The following is a 20514-nucleotide window of genomic DNA, read 5'->3' as shown; positions in this document are numbered from 1 at the left end:
TTCAGTTCATCAGGTAAGCAAGCTTGTTGGAAAGCAACGACACCGAGTCTTCAGTAAACAGCAGCAGTAAGTCGAAATGAATATGGTGGCCTTCGATGCTGTAGCTGATCTCCACGGCCAGGGTGGTCTTCCAGCGTGGTCGGTTGAACTTGATCAACTCTTCGATGGAGGCATGCTCGCCCAATACCGTGGGGTGGCTTAGGGAAAACTGCACATCGACTTGCTCGGCAATACCGTTCAAACAGGCGCCGATCAGGACAGTGGAAAGATCCAGGAGCATTTCCATTTCGGAATACTCGGACGAGAAGCCACTCATCAGTCGGGCCATTTCGCCCACTTGCGAGTCATGGAAAATCAGCAGCGCTTCGCCAGCAATGCCGCCACCGATAAACCCCTGGCATACGGCGGTCAGTCCGTCACCCCGCTGGGCATCGGCCAGGGCCATGTGCAACTCGCCGACCTCGAACAGGCTGACATTCGGCACCGGCAATTGCACAAACACGCCCAGCAGTTTCGCCAGCAAGGCCGCAGCACGCCCCATGGCGACATTGACCACCTCACGAAAGGCATCGACGAAACTGATACTGGATTCGTCCTGGCCCATGCACAGGGCCAGATTGCCGCTGTTTTTTTTGAACAAGCCCAAGCGCTTGAGGGTTTGTTCGAGCAGATCCGGATCGGCCGGTTTCTGCACAAAGTCCAGAGCCCCCAACTGCATGACCCGCTGGCGTGCCTGCTCCTGCACATCGCCAGACACCACTATGACCTTGCAGGACAGACCTTCGGCTTGCAGGGCAGCCAACACCTGATAGCCATCCATCTCGGGCATGGTCAAGTCGAGCAGCATCACATCGACCTGGCCTTGGCGCAGAACCGCCATGGCCTCCATGCCATTGGCCGCCTGAACGATAGCGACGGGCCAGTCGGCGGGCAGCGCACGCAGCAATTGTTTGCGTGCCATGTTGGAGTCGTCGCAGATAAGCAGAGTGCTAACGGTCATGCGCATCACTTTTTATAGTTGTCTGCTGGCCGGGATCCGGGCAATTAAGCGCTATCCGATATCGATACGCTAGGCTAACGGCCTTTTCATCTTAACGGTAGGCCGCCTTTTTACGGTAAAAAACCTCGATAGTTGCAAGATAAAAACAACAAAGGTGGCCATTGGGCCACCTTTGTGCGGAGCTGACTGAAAAACATGCCTCAGTAGTAGGCGTTTTCCCTGTTGCTGTGGTCGGTCACGTCGCGCACGCCTTTAAGTTCCGGGATGCGCTCAAGCAGGGTTTTCTCGATGCCTTCCTTGAGGGTCAGGTCGGCCTGGCCGCAGCCCTGGCAGCCGCCACCAAACCTCAATACCGCGATGCCGTCTTCGATCACATCGATCAGGCTCACTTCGCCGCCATGGCTGGCCAGCCCCGGGTTGATCTCGGTTTGCAGGTAATAGTTGATCCGCTCGTTGATCGGGCTGTCTGCGTTGACCATCGGCACCTTGGCATTGGGTGCCTTGATGGTCAGCTGGCCGCCCATGCGGTCAGTCGCGTAATCGACCACGGCATCGTCCAGAAAGGGCTCGCTGACCGCATCGATCCAGGCAGTGAAGCTGGCCAGTGCAATCGCGGTATCATCCGGCTTCTCCTCGCCCGGCTTGCAATAGGCGATACAGGTTTCGGCGTATTGGCTGCCTGGCTGGGTAATGAAGACACGGATGCCAATGCCTGTGGTGTTCTGCTTGCTCAGCAGATCAGCCAGATAATCGTGGGCAGCGTCGGTAATGGTAATGGTGCTCATGGCAACTCCTCGCGAACATGGCTGCAGTGTACGCCAACCTCCGGCTTTCAATAAAGTCTGAGCGTTTATCTCGGAATAGTTTTGCCGCGACGGCCGCGGCGCCATAGTCGCCACTGGCAGCGCGACGGGCCTGCACACAATCGCCTCCGCCCAATGCCTCCTGGCGCCAACCGTCACAGATTCTCATAACGGTTCATATCCAGCACACCGGCCTCGACCGGTTCGTGTTCGCGAATATACGCCGTCAGGTCATGGAAATAGCGCCAAAACTCGGGATGGCTACGCCGAATACCCCAACGCACGACCAGTTGATCAAACGCCTGGGGATCACGCACCGACTCCATGCGGCGTACGAACTCGGGAACCTCCTGCGCGGCGAGGCTGAACATGAAGTTCGGGTAACTGCTGAGCACTCCCGGATAAACGGTCAAGGTATCCAGCGCGGGCTGATAACGCAGTCCCTCGCCATACATGAAGGCCACGTTGCTGTGCGCTCGGTTGCGCAGCAGGCTATAGACCTCGCGCGTGCCATCGGCCAGTTCGACGCGCAGCAGAGTCGCTTCCGGCAGTTGCTGAATGACCTTGAACCCGCCCGCCGGTTTGCCGGTCAAGCGGCTCAGCGCCTGCTCGGCCGCCTGCAGTTCGGCCGGCAGGCCAGCACGATGGCAGGGCGCGCCCTTGCACCGGCTGATCGGATCCGGTCGCGCATTGAGGCTGTCATAACGGTTCAACAAGGCCTCGGCGAAGCCACGTATGGGGTCTGTTGTCGGCAATTGCAGGGCTGTCCGACTATGGGTGTCGATGCGCGGGTAGTCCAGCCACAGCTTCAGCCGGCCACTGTACTGATACCAGTCATCGAGGATCGCCTGGCGGGCGTCGGCCGGCATCAACCGCAGGAAGTTCTGCTCGGCGCCGTTGCGGATCAGGTCGAAATACAAGCGCGTCTGCGCCTGGTGCGACAGATTGCCGAACACATCGAAGTTAACCACCAACTGATAATAGGTTCGCTCAAGCAGTGGATAGTCCATCCACCAGAGGGTCTGCGGGATCTCGCCAATCAGGCCTTTGCGCACCGAAGCGCTATCGTGCTGGCGGAAGATGGTCAGCAGGGCATTGTCGTTACCGGCCCAGATATGCGCCCAACTGGGTGCCGGGGCAGCGGCGTAGCTGTCCATGCGCAAGGCCTCGTACTCATTGCGCTTGTTGCGATAGGTACGCCACAAACTGAAGAGATTGCCGATATCGTCGAACTGACCGGGCATGGCCAGCAGCGGCGTCGCCTTGGCGCGGTACCTGGCGTCGACCATATACAGATCATGCCGAGGATCCTGGAACACCACCCAGAAATTATCGCGGATCACGTCGGTGGCGATTTGCCCGCGACACACGGGGCCACGGATAAAGGTGCGCACGAAGTATTCGGCATCGTCCAGCATGAACTGGTAGCGCGCCTGAGGCGGAATTGCCGCGAAGGTTTCGAACGGGTTGGCACGGCGCTGGGCACCATAACCAGGCAGCGCATCAACCCGCCAGTCGCCGGAGAAGAACAGCTCCTTGACCCGCGCCAACTTGTTCGCACTGAGCGCATAGGTCATGTGGGTCTTGTGCACGATCACGCCCTGGATCGGCGCCAGACGATAATAAAATGTGCCGCCCGGATCCTCGTTCGGGCGGCGTGTAGCAATAGGATCGACCGCTTGACCGGTCGGCGTGCGCGAACGCAGCAACTGGAAAAAATGCCCTGACTCGCCCCCGTTGAAATACAGGTGCGCGAGAAACAAGTGCTCGTACAACCAGCGTGACACCAGGCTTTCACGCGCTCCCGGGGCGTTCAGAAACTGCTCCCAGGCCTCGATCTGCCGTGCCTCGGCCGCACTGGCCCGCCATGCTTGTTGATCGACGGGGGCACCTTGCTGCAACCAGCGTTGCAGGGTTTGATAATCCGTCTCGCCCAGGCCGGTCACCGCGAAGGGCATGCCGGCTTGTGGATTCTCCTTGGCGAAGGCAGCGAACTGGTCAGGCCGCGGACACTGGTTATCGCGCTTGATACCGATATCCAACTCGGCCGGCAATTTGGCATTGGGCTTAGGCGCCGCGCCCTGGCCCAGCTCGAGCATGCGCGCCAGCAATGCCGCCTGGCTGCCCGGCTGTTCAAGCACCGAAAAGAACTCCTTGCGCCGCCAAGCCGCGCTGCCCTGCGCATCGAGAAACAGGCGCGTGGTGTCCTGCGCCTCGAGGCGCTTGCCGTCGTATACCGGCAGCTTGTGTGCCCCGCGCTCGACGCCCTCGGCGCTGCCCAGATTGAGCTGGCAAGGCGCGTCGTAGCAGGCATGGCAAGCCACGCAATAGCGGGTGAAGATCGGTTGAATATCGCGGCCGTACGAGATCGGCTCTGCCGCCAGTAAGGCGCTGATCAACAACAAGCAAGCGCTGAGCAGTGCGCGATAAGGCATATGCCTATTCCCAGAGTGAGCGTAATAGTAAGTTTGACGGTCGTGTCGCCAAGCACGCAACATGAGCGCAATTCATGCAAACGACCGAGGCACTGCAAAAGCGTGCAGCTTTGTTATGATTGCGCCTTCCCATTGTGTCAGCTTTGCTCAGGTAGTTCCGCCATGTCCCTGTCCGATCGCAGCGCCCGCCTCCACGCCCTTCAGCAAGCCCTGCAGGAGCGCATCCTGATCCTCGACGGCGGCATGGGCACCATGATCCAGAGCTACAAACTGGAGGAACAAGACTACCGCGGCACGCGCTTCGCCGATTGGCCGCAGGACGTCAAAGGCAACAACGACCTGCTGATCCTCAGCCGTCCGGATGTGATCGGCGCCATCGAGAAGGCCTACCTGGACGCCGGCGCCGACATTCTCGAAACCAACACCTTCAATGCCACCCAGGTATCCCAGGCCGACTATGGCATGCAAGCGCTGGTCTATGAGCTGAATGTCGCAGGCGCACGCCTGGCGCGCCAGGTCGCCGATGCCAAGACTCTGGAGACACCGCACAAACCGCGTTTCGTTGCCGGCGTGCTCGGCCCGACCAGTCGCACCTGTTCGCTGTCGCCGGACGTCAACAATCCCGGCTACCGCAACGTCACCTTCGACGAGTTGGTGGAGAACTACAGCGAAGCCACCCGCGGCTTGATCGAAGGCGGCGCGGATCTGATCCTGATCGAGACCATCTTCGACACCCTCAATGCCAAGGCGGCGATCTTCGCCGTGCAGCAGGTGTTCGAGGACGATGGCGTCGAGTTGCCGATCATGATCTCCGGCACCATCACCGACGCCTCCGGGCGCACCCTGTCGGGGCAGACCACCGAAGCCTTCTGGAACTCGGTACGCCACGCCAAGCCGATTTCCGTGGGCCTGAACTGCGCCCTGGGGGCCAAGGATCTGCGCCCCTATCTGGAAGAGCTGGCGAACAAGGCCGCAACCCATGTCTCCGCCCACCCCAACGCCGGCCTGCCGAATGCCTTCGGCGAATACGATGAAACCCCGGCGCAAACCGCGGCGGTGATCGAGGAATTCGCCCAGAGCGGCTTCCTCAATATCGTCGGCGGCTGCTGCGGCACCACCCCGGCGCATATCCAGGCGATTGCCGAAGCCGTGGCCAAATACCCGCCACGGGCCATCCCGGATATCCCCAAGGCCTGCCGTCTGTCCGGTCTGGAACCCTTCACCATCGACCGCAACTCGCTGTTCATCAACGTCGGCGAGCGCACCAATATCACCGGCTCGGCCAAGTTCGCCCGCCTGATCCGCGAGGACAACTACACCGAAGCCCTGGAAGTCGCCCTGCAACAGGTGGAAGCCGGCGCCCAGGTGATCGACATCAACATGGACGAGGGCATGCTCGACTCGCAGAAGGCCATGGTCACCTTCTTAAACCTGATCGCCGGCGAGCCGGACATCTCCCGGGTGCCGATCATGATCGACTCCTCCAAGTGGGAGGTGATCGAGGCCGGTCTCAAATGCATCCAGGGCAAGGGCATCGTCAACTCGATCTCGATGAAGGAAGGCGTCGAGGCCTTCAAACACCACGCCAAGCTGTGCAAGCGCTACGGCGCCGCCGTGGTGGTGATGGCCTTCGACGAAGCCGGCCAGGCCGACACCGCCGCGCGCAAGCGCGAGATCTGCCAGCGCAGCTACGACATCCTGGTCGACGAAGTCGGCTTTCCGCCGGAAGACATCATCTTCGACCCGAACATCTTCGCCATCGCCACCGGCATCGAGGAGCATAACAACTACGCGGTGGACTTCATCGAAGCCTGCGCCTATATCCGCGACCACCTGCCCCATGCCCTGACCTCGGGCGGCGTATCCAACGTGTCCTTCTCGTTCCGCGGCAACAACCCGGTGCGCGAAGCGATCCACTCGGTGTTCCTCTATTACGCGATCCAGAATGGCCTGACCATGGGCATCGTCAACGCCGGCCAGCTGGAAATCTACGACGAGATTCCCAAACAGCTGCGCGATGCGGTCGAAGACGTGGTGCTCAACCGCACGCCCAACGGCACCGAGGCCTTGCTGGCGATTGCCGACCAATTCAAGGGCGACGGCAGCGTCAAGGAGGCCGAAACCGAGGAGTGGCGCGGCTGGGATGTGGTCGAGCGGCTCAAGCATGCACTGGTCAAGGGCGTGACCACGCATATCGTCGAAGACACCGAAGAATTCCGCCAACAGTGCGCACGGCCCATCGAAGTCATCGAAGGCCCGTTGATGGCCGGCATGAACGTGGTCGGCGACCTGTTCGGCTCGGGCAAGATGTTCCTGCCCCAGGTGGTCAAGTCCGCCCGGGTGATGAAGCAGGCGGTGGCCCACCTGATTCCCTTCATCGAGGCGGAAAAAGGCGACAAACCGGAAGCCAAAGGCAAGATCCTCATGGCCACGGTCAAGGGCGACGTGCATGACATCGGCAAGAACATCGTCGGCGTGGTCTTGGGTTGCAACGGCTATGACATCGTCGACCTGGGTGTGATGGTGCCGGCGGAGAAGATCCTGCAGACCGCCATCGCCGAGAAATGCGACATCATCGGCCTGTCCGGGCTGATCACCCCCTCGCTCGACGAGATGGTGCATGTCGCCAAGGAAATGCAGCGCCAGGGCTTCAACCTGCCACTGATGATCGGCGGCGCCACCACCTCCAAGGCGCATACGGCGGTCAAGATCGACCCGCACTACAAGAACGATGCGGTGGTTTACGTCACCGACGCCTCGCGCGCCGTCGGCGTGGCCACCACCCTGCTGTCGAAAGAACTCAAGCCGGTCTTCGCCGAGAAGGCCCGCGAAGAGTACGCGATGATCCGCGAGCGTACCGCCAACCGCAGCGCCCGTACCGAACGCCTCAGCTACGAGCAGGCCATCGCGGTAAAGCCCAAGTTCGACTGGAGCGAGTACACGCCGGTCAACCCCACCTTCACCGGCAGCAGGGTGCTGGAAGACATCGACCTGCGTACTCTGGCCGAATACATCGACTGGACGCCGTTCTTCATCGCCTGGGATCTGAGCGGCAAGTACCCGCGCATTCTCACCGACGAAGTGGTCGGCGAGGCGGCCACCTCATTGTTCAGCGATGCCCAGGCGATGCTGACCAAGCTGATCGATGAAAAACTCATCAAGGCCCGCGCCGTATTCGGCTTCTGGCCGGCCAATCAGGTCAACCAGGACGACCTGGAGGTCTATGGCGACAACGGCGAGCCACTGGCCGTGCTGCACCACCTGCGCCAGCAGACCATCAAGACCGACGGCAAGCCGAATTTTTCCCTGGCCGACTTCGTCGCGCCGAAGGAAAGCGGCATCACCGATTACGTCGGTGGCTTCATCGCCACCGCCGGCATCGGTGCCGAAGAAGTGGCCAAGGCCTATCAAGCGGCGGGCGACGACTACAACTCGATCATGGTCAAGGCCCTGGCCGACCGCCTGGCCGAGGCCTGCGCCGAATGGCTGCACCAACAGGTGCGCAAGACCTACTGGGGCTACGAGCCGGATGAACAACTGAGCAACGAAGACCTGATCAGGGAGCAGTACAAAGGCATCCGCCCTGCCCCCGGCTACCCGGCCTGTCCGGATCACACCGAGAAAGGCACCCTGTTCAACCTGCTCGATCCCGCCGCCAAAGAAGGCCAGCCTGGCCGTAGCGGCGTGTTCCTCACCGACCACTACGCCATGTTCCCCGCCGCCTCGGTCAGCGGCTGGTACTTCGCCCACCCGCAGGCGCAATACTTTGCCGTGGGCAAGGTCGACAAGGATCAGATGCAAAGCTATGCGGCGCGCAAGGGTCAGGCCTTGAATGTCAGCGAGCGTTGGTTGGCGCCGAACTTGGGGTATGACAACTGAGATCGACGGCGATCGGCGGTGGAAAATGCCCGGCGCACTTTCCACCCTGGCAGGCCCACCAGGGTGGATGAGGCGTTTTATCCACCGCTGCCCGGCTCAGCTCAGCCGCGAGGTCGACTTGCGGATGATCTTGATCGAGTGCTTGAGCGTCGGCTTGCGCGTTACGCTGATGGCGCGGCGCGAAACGGTATCGATGGTGATATTCCAAAAGCCGCTGCTCGGCACGGTGATTTTCGCCGGGAAGGCGTCGAATGCACCGCCATGGTAAGTGTGCCGGCCGCCATTCTTGAAACTGCGAAAATTCGCATCGCTCATCAAGCGGATATTGCAGGTCTGCGAGCACTCGATCACGACTACGTCGTCTTCGTTGAGGTGTTCGCGCTGGTGTATGAATTTCATCTAGCGCTCCGCACAGCTGGGTCAGGCCAATCAAGGCGCTAGTATGAGTGCGCGGAAGGCTTGCGCAAAGCTCTCGTCCGAATTCAGTCGTCCGTTGCCATGCAATTGCCCCAGCGCTCGATGGATACCGTCGCCGCACGCCTGGTGATAGCATGCGCGCCCCATGCAGATCGAAGATTTTTACCAACAGCTCGCCGACCTCGGCGCCAAGCCCATGCATATCGGGCGGATCAGCCGTGCCTGGCTGCAAGGCAAGCCGCTGGATAGCGGGACACGCAACCAGAAGAGCGAGAACTTTCTGCCGTTGGCGGTGCGCAACGCCCTGCCGCAGTTGACGGAAAAGCTCGACGCCCTCGCTCGCCTCAGTTCCGAGCACCCGGCGGCGGACGGCTCGGCACGTTTGCTGGTGGCGCTGGCCGACCAGCAGATGGTGGAAAGCGTGCTGCTGCCGCGCGATGGCCTGTGCGTGTCGAGCCAGGTCGGTTGCGCGGTGGGTTGCGTGTTCTGCATGACCGGCAAGAGCGGCCTGTTACGCCAACTCAGCACTGCCGAGATCGTCGCCCAGGTGGCGCTGGCCCGGCGCTTTCGTCCAGTAAAGAAAGTGGTGTTCATGGGCATGGGCGAACCGGCGCACAACCTCGACAACGTACTGCAGGCCATCGACCTGCTCGGCACCGCTGGCGGCATTGGCCAGCGCAACCTGGTGTTCTCCACGGTGGGCGACCCGCGGGTGTTCGAACGCCTGCCGCAACAGCGAATCAAGCCGGCGCTGGCTCTGTCGCTGCACAGCACCGATGGCGCACTGCGCCAGCAGTTGTTACCCCGCGCACCGCGTATCGATCCCGAGGAGTTGGTCGAACTGGGCGAAACCTACGCCCGGCAGATCGATTATCCGATCCAGTACCAGTGGACGCTACTCAAGGGCATCAACGACAGCCAGGCGGAAATGGACGGCATCCTGCGCCTGCTCAAGGGCAAATTCGCGATCATGAACCTGATTCCCTACAACAGCCTGGAAGCCGACGACTACCAGCGCCCGGATGGCGAACGTATCGTGCAGATCGTGCGCTACCTGCACAGCCGCGGCGTACTGACCAAAGTGCGCAACTCCGCCGGCCAGGATATCGACGGCGGTTGTGGCCAGTTGCGCGCGCGAGCGGTGGAGGTGATCAACACCCGCCTGTTGCATAAGCGGGCGCACTAAGTTCTCGCCCCGCCCGAAGGTTTCGCCAGGCCGGCGGCAGATCACGGCTGGAGCGCGCAGATCGGCGCCTCCCACAACTCTCTGCCGACATCGCGACGGGCACCGAGCATCACGAGATGCTGAGCGCCACCGTCTCCTCCATCAACCAGTCGCCCAGCTGGCGTGGCTTCTGCACGCCGAAACCCTGCACATAGTCCACGCCCATCTCTGCCAAGCGAGTACGAATGCTGGGGGTCTCCACATATTCGGCGATGGTTCGGCGACCGAGCGCGTGGGCGACTTCATTGATCGAGCGAACCATGGCGAGGTCGCTGCTGGAGCGTTCGATTTCTTTGACGAAGCTGCCGTCGATCTTCACGTAGTCCACCGGCAGGCGTTTGAGATAGTCGAACGAAGAAAAGCCAACCCCAAAATCATCAATGGCGAAGGTACAGCCGGCACGCTGCAGATGACGCACCAGGTCGGCGGTTTTGGCCAGGTTGGCCACGGCCGCGGTTTCCGTGAGTTCGAAGCAGATGTTGCGCGGGTCGACCGCATAGCGCTCGAACAGGCTTTCGATAAAACCGAGCAACTTGTCGTCGTTGAGGCTGCTGCCGGAGAGGTTGATCGACAGGCTGCTGCAGTGCGCCCACAACTGGGGGTGACGCTCCAGTTCGCTGAAGATCCGCCGCAGCACCCAGCGGTCGACCTTGGTCATGCGGCTGTAGCGCTCGGCGGCGGCAATGAAGTCCTGCAGAAGCAGCTCGTTCTGCATGACCAGCAACAGTTCGTAATGGGGAAGCTCGAGCGAACCGGCCGCGGCCGGGGCGATTTGCTGTACGCGCAAGGACAGGCTATCGCGCTCGACGATGTCGTCGACCCGGGCGGCGATGGCCTGCAAACCGATACGGGTATCATCGGCGGCCATATTGAAGCAATGCACGCGGTTGCGGCCGGACTCTTTAGCCGCGTTGCAGGCGGCCTGCAGGTCGCAGAACAAGTTGCTCACGTCATGCCGCTGCGCGGCCCCGACCACGCCAATGCTCAAGGTGAGGCCATGCTGCTGCCCATCCCAGGCAAACCCCTGCTGCTCCACCGCGGCGCGTAACGCTTCGGCCAGGTCGGCCGCCCGTACTTCCCCGCAGTCGGGCAACACGGCGGCGAACTCCACGCCGCCAACCCGTGCCAGATAGGCGCTATCGGGTAGCTGCTGGCGCAGCTGGCTAGCGAGCTGACGCAGGCAGGCATCTCCCGCTACCGGCCCGGCATGCCCGTTGATCAGACTGAACTGGTCGATGTGTGCCATGAAGAAGGCCGGCCGGGCGTTGGCGGACAAACTCTGCGCCACTGCGCCCTCGAAACTGCGGCGGTTGAACAGCCCGGTCAGCTCGTCATGGCTGCGGGCATGAGCAATCTCCCGGTAGAGTTGCCCGACGATGTTTTGCAGCGTGCGCTGGATCGGGCTGTCGTCCCCGGGCGCAGCATCGCCGATCAACAAGTCGCCCGCCGCCAGCAAGCCGATCAGTTCGGCCGAACCGTAGCTGCCCGCCTCGCGCCCCTGGGTATTGACAAGCACATAGTGATCCATCTGCGGGTTGCGCCAGATCAACTGTAGCGCCTGCCCGTCACGGGCTTGCAACCAGTCACCCGCCTGCAACGCTTCGAGCCGCTCGCCCCAACGCTGCATTTCTGGCGGGATGGGCAACGCAACGGGCGGCAACGGCGGCGGTACGGCGAACTCCACCGGCTCATCGCCCAGCAGCTGACAGCGCAAACGCTTCATTACCGGGGCGTATTGAAAACTCCCGGCACCGAACTCGTCCATCCGCCGCCGCAGGATCTGCAGCAAGTGGTCAGTGTCATCGTTCGGTGTGGCCGGGGCGAGTTCAGCCTGGCCCTCCGACTTTTCCTGCAGCTTGCGTACAAGCAGGTTGGTAAGCGCCAGATCGCCACGCCAGGAGTACTTATCCGCGCCCGCACGGATCAACTCGTTGACCAGCAGATCGCGCCAACCCACCGCCAACCATTCAAGCAACAGCGTCGGCACCCGTTCGCCATAAAGCTCGGCCAGGGCCATCGCCACCTCGCGTTGGGCGTTTTCCAGAATGTCGTGGCCCCGGTGCAATTGCATCACGCGTTCAGCGCTACGGCGGTAGGCACGCTGCTGGGCTTGCAACAGCTCGTCGAGCTCCCTATCGCAGGCCGTGAATACGCCGACATCCCCTCGGTATTCGCTCACGACGCGACCGACCAGCGCCTCCAGACGAGCCTCCAATGTCTCATTCGGCGGTTCGCAGAAGTCGCACAGACGCAACATGCGGTCAAGCGTGGTACGCACCGGGTGGCTGCCATCGGCGATGGCTGCGGGCTCCTTCAGGGTGGCTTCGAGCACGGGCAGCAGCAGACGCTGCACGGCCGGCTTGAGCGCCGGAGCCATCCCGGCTTGCTGCCCCAGCGCCTGGAACACTTCGCTGACCAGATGGGTATCCTCACGCTGGCGCGAGGTCAGCCGACAGCCCTGTAGTTCGAATCGCGCCAGCAATTGCCGAGCGTCCCAGCCGTCTGCCGGCACTGGCTGGGCGTACAGTGTGGCCAATGCTTCACTGGGCGAGGTTTCGTCCAGCTCGATACGCGCCACGGATTCCGGCGGCGGCCCTTCAGCTTCGGCCTGGCGCATGCGGCAAATCGCGCGGTATGCCGCATCTGCCGACGCCGTGTACCTGGCGCGCGTGCCCTGACGGCCACGGTTCGGTGCTTCCGGCTCAGGCAACGGCTCCACGCGATACGCCTCAAACGCTGCAGCCAACGCATGCAGGTATGACTGCAAAGCGGTGGGCAAGACCCGTCCCGCCTCGCTCAGGAACGCGTTGCGAATCGCCGCGGGTTGCGCGCGCAAGCGTAGATCGCGCAACAACTGGCGGATCAGAAACTCGAGCGACAGGGGGTGATCGGCATCTGGCACAAAGTGCCCGGTAAGGCGATTGAGGCAACCACAGACCCGCCACTCGTGCCTGCCCAGGGTTTCGCGCAAAGTTCGCACCAGGCGGCGAGCCAGTAGCAGATCCTCCACCTCAGCGTCGTCCACCAGGCTCCACTCGCCGTGGCTGTCAGGTATCTCCGGCTGTTTCGCCAGCCCTTGGGGAAGACAGCGGCAGATCGTCGCCCAGGTATTCTCAAGCTGTAACTCGCCCTGGGTCGTGCAGAAGCGCAGATAGTCGTCGCAGGCCTGCGCCTCCAGATTGGAGAAAGACTTCAGGCGCTGCTCGGCCAACGCCAGCCTGAGTGCCTTGAGCAGCTCACGCAAGGCGGCTGGAAGCAGGTCGCGCACAATAGAGCCGAGCGCCTCACTGGGTGAATGGGGCAATGTGCTGGGAATCAAGCGTACGCCTCCTGCATGTAGTCGCCATCCAGCTAAGAATATAGCGCGCTCTGCACTTGTAAGCAGGCTCAAAGCGCGCTCCTGAGCACCCACTCAAAGTACGCTGCCGGTCATGCTCCGTTTGACCAGCGGACGCCGCAAAAAGCATAGACTGTTTGCCGCCACCACTTAGGCTAAGCCGCCAATTTTCGATGGGAGCATGCAATGACCCGGTACAGCGCTGAAATCCTCTGGCAACGCGGCGAACACAGCTTTCTCGATAACCGTTACAGCCGCGCCCACCGCTGGCGTTTCGACGGCGGACTGGAGGTGCCCGCCTCCTCCTCGCCCCATGTGGTGCCGCTGCCTTGGTCGGACGCTGGCGGGGTCGATCCGGAGGAGGCCTTCGTCGCCTCGCTATCGAGCTGCCATATGCTGTGGTTCTTGGCCCTGGCCGCCAAGCAGGGCTTTGAGGTTGATCGCTATGCAGATCAGGCGCAGGGGAGCATGGCCAGAAATGCCGAAGGGCGCATGGCCATGACGGAGGTGCTGCTGCGACCGCGGGTGAGTTTTGCCAGCGCGCGACAACCGAGTACCGAGCAACTGCATGCGCTGCACCAGCTTGCCCATGAGGAGTGTTTCATCGCCAATTCGGTGAAGAGCGAAGTACGCTGCGAGCCGATCCTGGTCTAGCAGCGGGCCGCTCTGTCGTTGCGCATGACACTGCCTGGCATGCCCCGGTCTCTTGGTCGTAAGATGCAGCCCCCTCCGGCAATGGCGACAGATGCCGGCTTTAATTGCCCAGAGCAGCCCCTGCATGATCGAGCGTCAACGCCTCCAGCACATCCTCACCCTCGGCCTACCGATTATCGGCGGCATGCTCAGCCAGAGCCTGCTCAACCTGGTGGATGCGGCCATGGTCGGCCACCTGGGTGAAAAGGCGCTGGCCGGAGTCGGCATCGGCAGCTATGCCAATTTCATGGCTATTGCCCTGGTCATGGGGCTCGGCGCTGGCGTGCAAGCCCTGGTTGCGCGCCGTCGTGGCGAGGGCCGTATGGATGAGCTGGCAACACCACTGAATGCCAGCATGCTGATCGCTCTATGCCTCGCCCTGCCGCTGACGGCGTTCTGCTGGCTGTACGCGCAGCCGATCATTCGCCTGCTGTCGGGCGATCCCGAGGTGCTGGGCATTGGCACGGCGTACTTCGAGTGGCGCGTGCTGGCGATTTTCGCCGTGGGCCTGAACTTCTCCTTCCGCGGCTACTGGAATGGCAGCCACCGCTCAGGCGTGTATATGCGCACCCTGATGCTCATGCACCTGGCCAATGTGCTGATCAGCTACTCACTGATCCACGGCCTCTTCGGGTTACCGCGGATGGGCGCCCCCGGCTCTGGACTGGGCACCACCCTGGCCCTGTACCTGGGCTCACTGTTCTATGCCGTGCAAACCTGGCACAGCGCTCGTCGCCAGGGCTTCCTCAGCCGCCGCCCCAGCTTCATTGACCTGCGCAGCATGCTGCGCCTGTCGATGCCCAACTCGACTCAGCAATTCTTCTTCGCCACCGGCATTACCGCACTGTTCTGGATCATCGGCCAGGTCGGCACCGCCGAGCTGGCCGTGGCCCACGTGCTGATCAACTTGGCGCTGCTGCTGATCCTGCCGGCCATCGGCCTGGGCATGGCGGCCACCACTCTGGTCAGCCACAGCCTGGGCGAGAAGGACTTCGTCGCAGCCCATCGCTGGGGCTGGGACGTGGTCAAGGTCGCGGCAGTCGGCTTGATGCTGCTGGGCGCACCTTTCTGGCTGTACCCGGAACTGATCTTGCGGCTGTTCGTCAGCGATCCGGCGTTGATCGAACTGGGCAGCTGGCCGTTGCGCTTGACCGGCATGGGCATGGTGCTGGACGCCACCGCCCTGGTGCTCACCCAGGCGCTGCTGGGCGCTGGCGCCAGCCGAACGGTGATGCTGGTCAGTCTGGGCAACCAGTGGTTGTTCTTTCTGCCGCTGGCTTATCTGCTTGGGCCCATATTGGGCTATGGTTTGCTGGCGATCTGGAGCCTGCAAATTCTCCAGCGTGGTCTCGCCTCAGTGATTTTCGCCTTGATGTGGCAACGCCGCGACTGGGTTCATATACAGTTGTAAGCGACTCTCGATGGATCTTCGACAGACCTGACAAGACGCAATTCAGGGGGACGCATGAACAAGCCGAATGATCCCGACGACAAGCCGCTGAGCTTATGGGAAATGCTCCAGAGCGTTCTGGCGGCGGCCATTGGCGTACAGAGCGGCAAGAAGCGCAAGCGTGATTTCAATCGGGGCAAACCCAGCCATTTCATCATCCTCGGCGTGCTGTTCACCCTGTCGTTCGTGCTGCTGCTCTATACCCTGGTCAAACTGGTAGTGCATTTAGCCGGCGTTTGAACTAGCCAACCCGTCATAACCTTGCATGCGCAGATCGCGGGCGGCGCCGCCAGACTCTCAGGTTAAGAGACACGACACCGGAAAATACCCGCACCAGAGCAGGCTACGCCCTCCCCCAAAGCGTGCGCAGGCGGTGACTCTTGGCCGACCTCTACCTGCAAACGCACAACAAGCCGACAGCCATAGGCTGGCGTCGGCTTGTTGTGCAGCCTGAGTTACTGCTGGCTAACCCAGAATACCGCGGTGGCTACAGCGATCAGGATCAGGACTAAGATCGCCCTGGCGTCGGCAATGCTGTCTCGGCTTGCGAGCTCGGTCTGGTCGGTCATGGGTTCCCCTTTTATTGTGTTTATCAGTGGTTCGCTTATGCAGTGAAGACTAGGGCGCGCACCAGCTCAAGTGCGGAGGTTATGTTCCCGCCCCTCCTTAGCACTAAAAGCTTTAACCATATGCTAAAACTTCACTTTTGCGCATAACTCTGAGCTGGTATCTTCCTTCAGCTCCGCTAGGGGTGCGCGGCCGTGCGCGCAGAATTGCTGTAAGCAGCCTGAAAACAGGACCCTTCATGTACGTATACGACCAGTACGATCAACAAATCATCGAGAACCGCGTCCGGCAGTTCCGTGATCAGACCCGCCGTTTCCTAGCTGGCGAGCTGAGTGGCGAAGAGTTCCGCCCACTGCGCTTGCAAAATGGCCTGTACATTCAGCGCTTTGCGCCGATGCTGCGCATCGCCGTACCCTACGGCCTGATGTCCTCCAAGCAGGTGCGGATGATTGCCAAGATCGCCCGTGACTACGACAAGGGCTATGCCCATATCAGCACCCGGACGAACGTGCAGTTCAACTGGCCAGATCTGGAAAACGTGCCCGATATTCTCGCCGAGCTGGCCACGGTGCAGATGCACTCGATCCAAACCAGCGGTAACTGTGTGCGCAACACCACCACCGACCAGTTTGCCGGGGTGGCCAAGGACGAGATCATCGACCCGCGCCCCTGGTGCGAAATCATCCGCCAGTGGTCGACCTTCCACCCCGAGTTCACTCACCTGCCACGCAAGTTCAAGATTGCGATCAACGGCGCCGTGACTGACCGTGTCGCCATCGAAGTGCACGATATCGGTTTGGAAGCCGTGCGCAATGAAGCCGGCGAGCTGGGTTTTCGCGTCGCCGTGGGCGGCGGTTTGGGGCGCACGCCGGTGGTTGGCAGCTTTATCAACGAATTCCTGCCCTGGCAGCACCTGCTCAGCTACCTCGATGCCATTTTGCGGGTGTACAACCGCTACGGCCGTCGCGATAACAAATTTAAAGCACGCATCAAAATCCTGGTTAAAGCACTGACCCCAGAAGTGTTTGCCGAGCGCGTGAATGCCGAATGGGCACAGATCAAAGACGGCCCCACCACGCTTACCGAAGCCGAAGTGGCCCGCGTTTCAGCGCATTTTGTTGACCCTGCTTACAAAACCCTGGTCGATCAAGATGCCGCCCTGGCTGCATTGGATGCCGAGCATCCAGGCTTTGCCCGCTGGCGTGAGCGCAATACCTTTGCCCATAAAAAAGCCGGCTATATCGCCGTTACCTTGTCGCTCAAACCCACAGGCGTATCGCCTGGCGATGTGACCGACAAGCAGCTCGATGCAATCGCCGACCTGGCTGACCGCTACAGCTTTGGCGAATCGCGTAACAGCCACAACCAGAACATCATCCTCGCCGACGTCGAGCAGGCCCAGCTGTTCAGGCTCTGGGGCGAGCTGCGCGAACACGGCTTTGCCACCCCGAACGTGGGCCTGCTGACCGACATCATCTGCTGCCCGGGTGGCGACTTCTGCTCGCTGGCCAACGCCAAATCGATCCCGGTGGCCGAAGCCATCCAGCGCCGTTTCGATGATCTGGATTACCTGTTCGACATCGGCGACATCGAACTGAACATCTCCGGTTGCATGAACGCCTGCGGCCATCACCACGTCGGCCATATCGGCATCCTCGGTGTGGACAAGAAGGGCCAGGAGTTCTACCAGGTATCCATCGGCGGCAGCTCAGGCCGTGAGGCCAGCCTGGCGCAGATTCTCGGTCCGTCCTTTGCCCAGGAAGACATGCCGGATGTGATCGACAAGATCATCAAGGTCTACGTCGAGCAGCGCACCGATGAAGAAAGTTTCCTCGACACCTTCCGCCGTATCGGTGTCGCCCCGTTCAAGGAGCGCGTATATGCAGCGAATCATTAAGAATGGCCAGGTGGTCGACGAAGCCTGGCACCTGCTGCCCAAGGACACGCCCCTCGACGGCCTGAGCAACTGTGATGATCTGATCGTACCCCTAGCGCTCTGGGTCGAGCACCCGCGCGCACTCAAGGCCCGCGACGGCGGCCTGGGCGTTTGGCTTGAAGCCGGTGAGGAGATTGAAGAAATCGCCGACCAGCTGGATAACTTCCAGGTGATCGCCCTCAACTTTCCGGCATTCACCGACGGGCGCCACTACTCCACCGCTTATTTGCTGCGCACCCGCTATGGCTACCAAGGCGAAGTACGCGCCATCGGCGATGTGTTGCGTGACCAGCTGTTCGCGCTCAAGCGCTGTGGTTTCGATGCCTTCGCCCTGCGCGAAGACAAGGATCCGCAGGACGCGCTGAAAGCCTTCGAGGAGTTCTCGGAGGTTTATCAGGCTTGCAGCGACCAGCCACAACCGCTGTTTCGCCGCCGCGCCTGATCGATGCCTTGAGCAAAAAAGCCCTGCAACGCAGGGCTTTTTTCATGGAGCGCCCCCCGAATAAGGATTGGGCCGGCAGGCCGAAGCGGGCTCCTGTAGACCTAGCCTGAAAAAGACCCGCCAGGCGGAGCTGCTCAGTCCACCCGCACCACTACCCGGCCGACCAGCTTGCCGGCGAGTATCTGGCCGATGGCCTCGGGCAACTGCTGCAGACTGATTTCGCTGACCAGGCGTTCGAGGTCGTCGAGCTTCCATTGCAGCGAGAGCTTGTCCCACATGGAGGCCTTCACCACCAGCGGCAGCTCGACCGAGTCGACCCCCAGCAGATTGACCCCGCGCAGGATAAACGGCAGCACGCTACCGGTGAACGCCACCCCGGCAGTCAGCCCGCAGCAAGCGGCGCTGCCACCGTAGCGCAACGCCTTGACCACATTGAACAGAATCTCGCCGCCGACGGTATCCACCGCGCCAGCCCACTGCTCCTTGAGTAGCGGACGCTCCGCCCCCAGCTGCAGGTCGCTACGCGGGATTACCTGCCGAGCGCCCAGTTCCTTGAGGAATTCACCCTGCTCGGCCTTGCCGCTAGACGCCGCCACGCTGTAGCCGAGCTGGTTCAGCAACGCCACGGCAACACTTCCCACGCCACCGGTCGCGCCCGTCACCAGAACCGGCCCGGCGTCCGGGAGCACGCCGGCCTGTTCCAGTTTGTCGACGCAGAGTGCGGCGGTCAGCCCCGCCGTTCCCAACACCATGGCCTGACGCAGCGACAAGCCTTGTGGCCGCTTCAGCGCCCAGGCGGCCGGAACACGGATGTACTGAGCAAAGCCGCCAGCGGTATTCATGCCCAGGTCGTAGCCGGTCACTATCACTTCATCGCCGACGCTGAATTCGGCGACATCGGAATGCTCCACCACACCCGCCGCATCGATACCTGGCGTATGCGGGAACTGCTTGGTGACACCCCGGTTGCCGCTGGCGGACAGGGCATCCTTATAGTTCAACGACGAATATCTGACCCGAATCAACAGATCGCCTGCCGGCAGTTCGCTGATGTCGCGCTGGACAATCGCTTGCTCGAATTCACCCGTTGCACTTTCACGGGCCTGCAGTGCTGTGAACGTGGTCATCTTCATCCCCCAGGGTAAAAGTGGATTACCAGAAACGCTGTTGATTGAGGCGGCTTAACCAATTCAAGGTAAACCGATCCAGGGCTACGCTGGCCGCCAGGCCGACGCGCTCCTGCAGGGTTTTCTTCGCGGCGTAGTGCAGGTGGAACAGCTCCGCCTCCTTGGCCCGTTCGGCGAGGTATTCGTCGCTGGTCTTGAGCTCATCGACCAGTTGTTTTTCCAACGCGGCAAGACCCAGCCAGACCTCGCCGGTGGCGATGTCGTCGATGTCCAGTTGTGGCCGATAACGGCCGACGAAGTTCTTGAACAGCTCATGGATGGTTTCCAGATCCTCCTGGAACTTCTCCCGGCCCTTCTCGGTGTTTTCGCCAAAGACGGTCAGGGTGCGCTTGTACTCGCCAGCGGTCAGCACCTCGAAGTCGATGTCGTGCTTTTTAAGCAGACGATGCACGTTGGGTAACTGCGCCACCACGCCGATGGAGCCGAGCATGGCAAAGGGCGCGGAAATGATCTTCTCGCCGATGCAGGCCATCATGTAGCCGCCGCTGGCCGCGACCTTATCGATGCATACGGTCAGCGGGATGCCCGCCTGACGAATACGCGCCAGCTGCGAGGCCGCCAGGCCGTAGCTGTGCACCATGCCGCCGCCGCTTTCCAGGCGCAGCACCACTTCATCCCGAGGGGTGGCCAGGCTCAGCAAGGCGGATATTTCATGGCGCAAGCTGTCAGTGGCCGATGCCTTGATATCGCCGTCGAAGTCCAGCACGAATACCCGCGGCTTGTGCACCCCGGCTTTCTTCGCCAGCTTGGCCGCCTTGGTCTCTTCCTTGTGCGCCGCCTTGAGCTGATCCTTGTCCAGCACCGCATGTTCGAGGCGCTGGCGCAGCTGCTTGTAGAAGTCGTTGAGCTTGTCCACCTGCAACTGCCCGGTCACCCGCCGGCCTTTACTGCGCGCCGCAACGGCGGCAACCAGAATCAGCAGAACAGCCACAACCAGCGTTACCGTTTTGGCCAGAAAGGCCGCGTATTCCGCGAAAAACTCCACGCTTTTCCCCTCATCGTTCATTCCAGCGCCCAGTGTCGATCAGCGCTCGTTTCAACCAAGCATACCGACGCCACCGGCTGGCGGCCAGTTGCCTGGTGCGGCGTCATGAGTAGCAACCATCAATTCAAACAAGCGTATGTTTTTTCGTTGACAGGCCT

14 protein-coding genes are annotated in these 20514 nt (G+C 61.5%); 7 read left to right on the top strand and 7 right to left on the bottom strand.

Annotation, left to right across the window (positions count from 1 at the left end; all coding sequences use genetic code 11):
- Position 1: 1 nt before the first annotated feature.
- The 3 genes from P8H27_RS11925 to P8H27_RS11915 all read right to left on the bottom strand — a co-directional run bounded on the left by P8H27_RS11925 (position 2) and on the right by P8H27_RS11915 (position 4238).
- Entirely contained in the window at positions 2–1000 is a 999-nt protein-coding gene (locus P8H27_RS11925) for a response regulator (protein ID WP_289637757.1), read from the bottom strand.
- A 200-nt stretch (positions 1001–1200) separates the two neighbouring features.
- On the bottom strand, positions 1201–1785 hold the full coding sequence (nfuA, locus tag P8H27_RS11920; protein WP_289637755.1) for a Fe-S biogenesis protein NfuA: 585 nt from the start codon (positions 1783–1785) through the stop codon (positions 1201–1203).
- 173 nt (positions 1786–1958) lie between these two features.
- Positions 1959–4238 (bottom strand): fatty acid cis/trans isomerase, encoded by a 2280-nt coding sequence (locus tag P8H27_RS11915; protein ID WP_289637753.1) that lies wholly within the window; start codon positions 4236–4238, stop codon positions 1959–1961.
- Between the two features lie 162 nt (positions 4239–4400).
- Here P8H27_RS11915 and metH point away from each other — a divergent pair, with 162 nt between their 5' ends.
- Positions 4401–8117 carry a methionine synthase gene (gene metH / locus P8H27_RS11910; protein ID WP_289637751.1) on the top strand — a complete coding sequence of 1239 codons (3717 nt, stop codon included), beginning with the start codon at positions 4401–4403 and terminating at the stop codon, positions 8115–8117.
- 96 nt (positions 8118–8213) lie between these two features.
- Here metH and P8H27_RS11905 read toward each other — a convergent pair whose 3' ends face one another.
- Positions 8214–8516 carry a DUF1883 domain-containing protein gene (locus P8H27_RS11905; RefSeq protein ID WP_289637750.1) on the bottom strand — a complete coding sequence of 101 codons (303 nt, stop codon included), beginning with the start codon at positions 8514–8516 and terminating at the stop codon, positions 8214–8216.
- A 163-nt stretch (positions 8517–8679) separates the two neighbouring features.
- On the opposite strand from P8H27_RS11905, the gene P8H27_RS11900 reads away from it, so the two are divergent.
- Complete coding sequence (locus P8H27_RS11900; protein WP_289637748.1) at positions 8680–9720, top strand: RNA methyltransferase; 1041 nt, start codon at positions 8680–8682, stop codon at positions 9718–9720.
- A 109-nt stretch (positions 9721–9829) separates the two neighbouring features.
- Here the strand turns inward: P8H27_RS11900 and P8H27_RS11895 are convergent, their stop codons facing one another.
- Complete coding sequence (locus tag P8H27_RS11895; RefSeq protein WP_289637746.1) at positions 9830–13078, bottom strand: DUF1631 family protein; 3249 nt, start codon at positions 13076–13078, stop codon at positions 9830–9832.
- A 204-nt stretch (positions 13079–13282) separates the two neighbouring features.
- Here P8H27_RS11895 and P8H27_RS11890 point away from each other — a divergent pair, with 204 nt between their 5' ends.
- The 5 genes from P8H27_RS11890 to P8H27_RS11870 all read left to right on the top strand — a co-directional run bounded on the left by P8H27_RS11890 (position 13283) and on the right by P8H27_RS11870 (position 18184).
- Positions 13283–13750, top strand: coding sequence for an OsmC family protein (locus P8H27_RS11890; RefSeq protein WP_289637744.1), 468 nt, complete (start codon positions 13283–13285; stop codon positions 13748–13750).
- A gap of 124 nt (positions 13751–13874) precedes the next feature.
- Positions 13875–15200 (top strand): MATE family efflux transporter, encoded by a 1326-nt coding sequence (locus P8H27_RS11885; protein ID WP_289637743.1) that lies wholly within the window; start codon positions 13875–13877, stop codon positions 15198–15200.
- 54 nt (positions 15201–15254) lie between these two features.
- The gene (locus P8H27_RS11880) at positions 15255–15479 is read left to right on the top strand and encodes a DUF2970 domain-containing protein (RefSeq protein ID WP_289637742.1); all 225 of its coding nucleotides are present in this window, start codon (positions 15255–15257) and stop codon (positions 15477–15479) included.
- A gap of 565 nt (positions 15480–16044) precedes the next feature.
- Positions 16045–17703 carry a nitrite/sulfite reductase gene (locus tag P8H27_RS11875; protein ID WP_289637740.1) on the top strand — a complete coding sequence of 553 codons (1659 nt, stop codon included), beginning with the start codon at positions 16045–16047 and terminating at the stop codon, positions 17701–17703.
- Positions 17687–18184 (top strand): DUF934 domain-containing protein, encoded by a 498-nt coding sequence (locus P8H27_RS11870; protein WP_289637738.1) that lies wholly within the window; start codon positions 17687–17689, stop codon positions 18182–18184. The genes P8H27_RS11875 and P8H27_RS11870 overlap by 17 nt, the downstream gene beginning before the upstream one ends.
- A gap of 134 nt (positions 18185–18318) precedes the next feature.
- Here P8H27_RS11870 and P8H27_RS11865 read toward each other — a convergent pair whose 3' ends face one another.
- Entirely contained in the window at positions 18319–19311 is a 993-nt protein-coding gene (locus tag P8H27_RS11865; RefSeq protein WP_289637736.1) for a YhdH/YhfP family quinone oxidoreductase, read from the bottom strand.
- Between the two features lie 25 nt (positions 19312–19336).
- Positions 19337–20356: a protease SohB gene (sohB, locus tag P8H27_RS11860; protein WP_289637734.1), complete on the bottom strand. Its 1020-nt coding sequence runs from the start codon at positions 20354–20356 to the stop codon at positions 19337–19339.
- Between the last annotated feature and the right edge of the window lie 158 nt (positions 20357–20514).

This window comes from Pseudomonas sp. sp1636 (assembly GCF_030376615.1).
GTDB lineage: Bacteria > Pseudomonadota > Gammaproteobacteria > Pseudomonadales > Pseudomonadaceae > Aquipseudomonas.
Note: the sequence above shows the minus strand (reverse complement) of the source record. Positions and strands in the feature narration are given on the sequence as shown.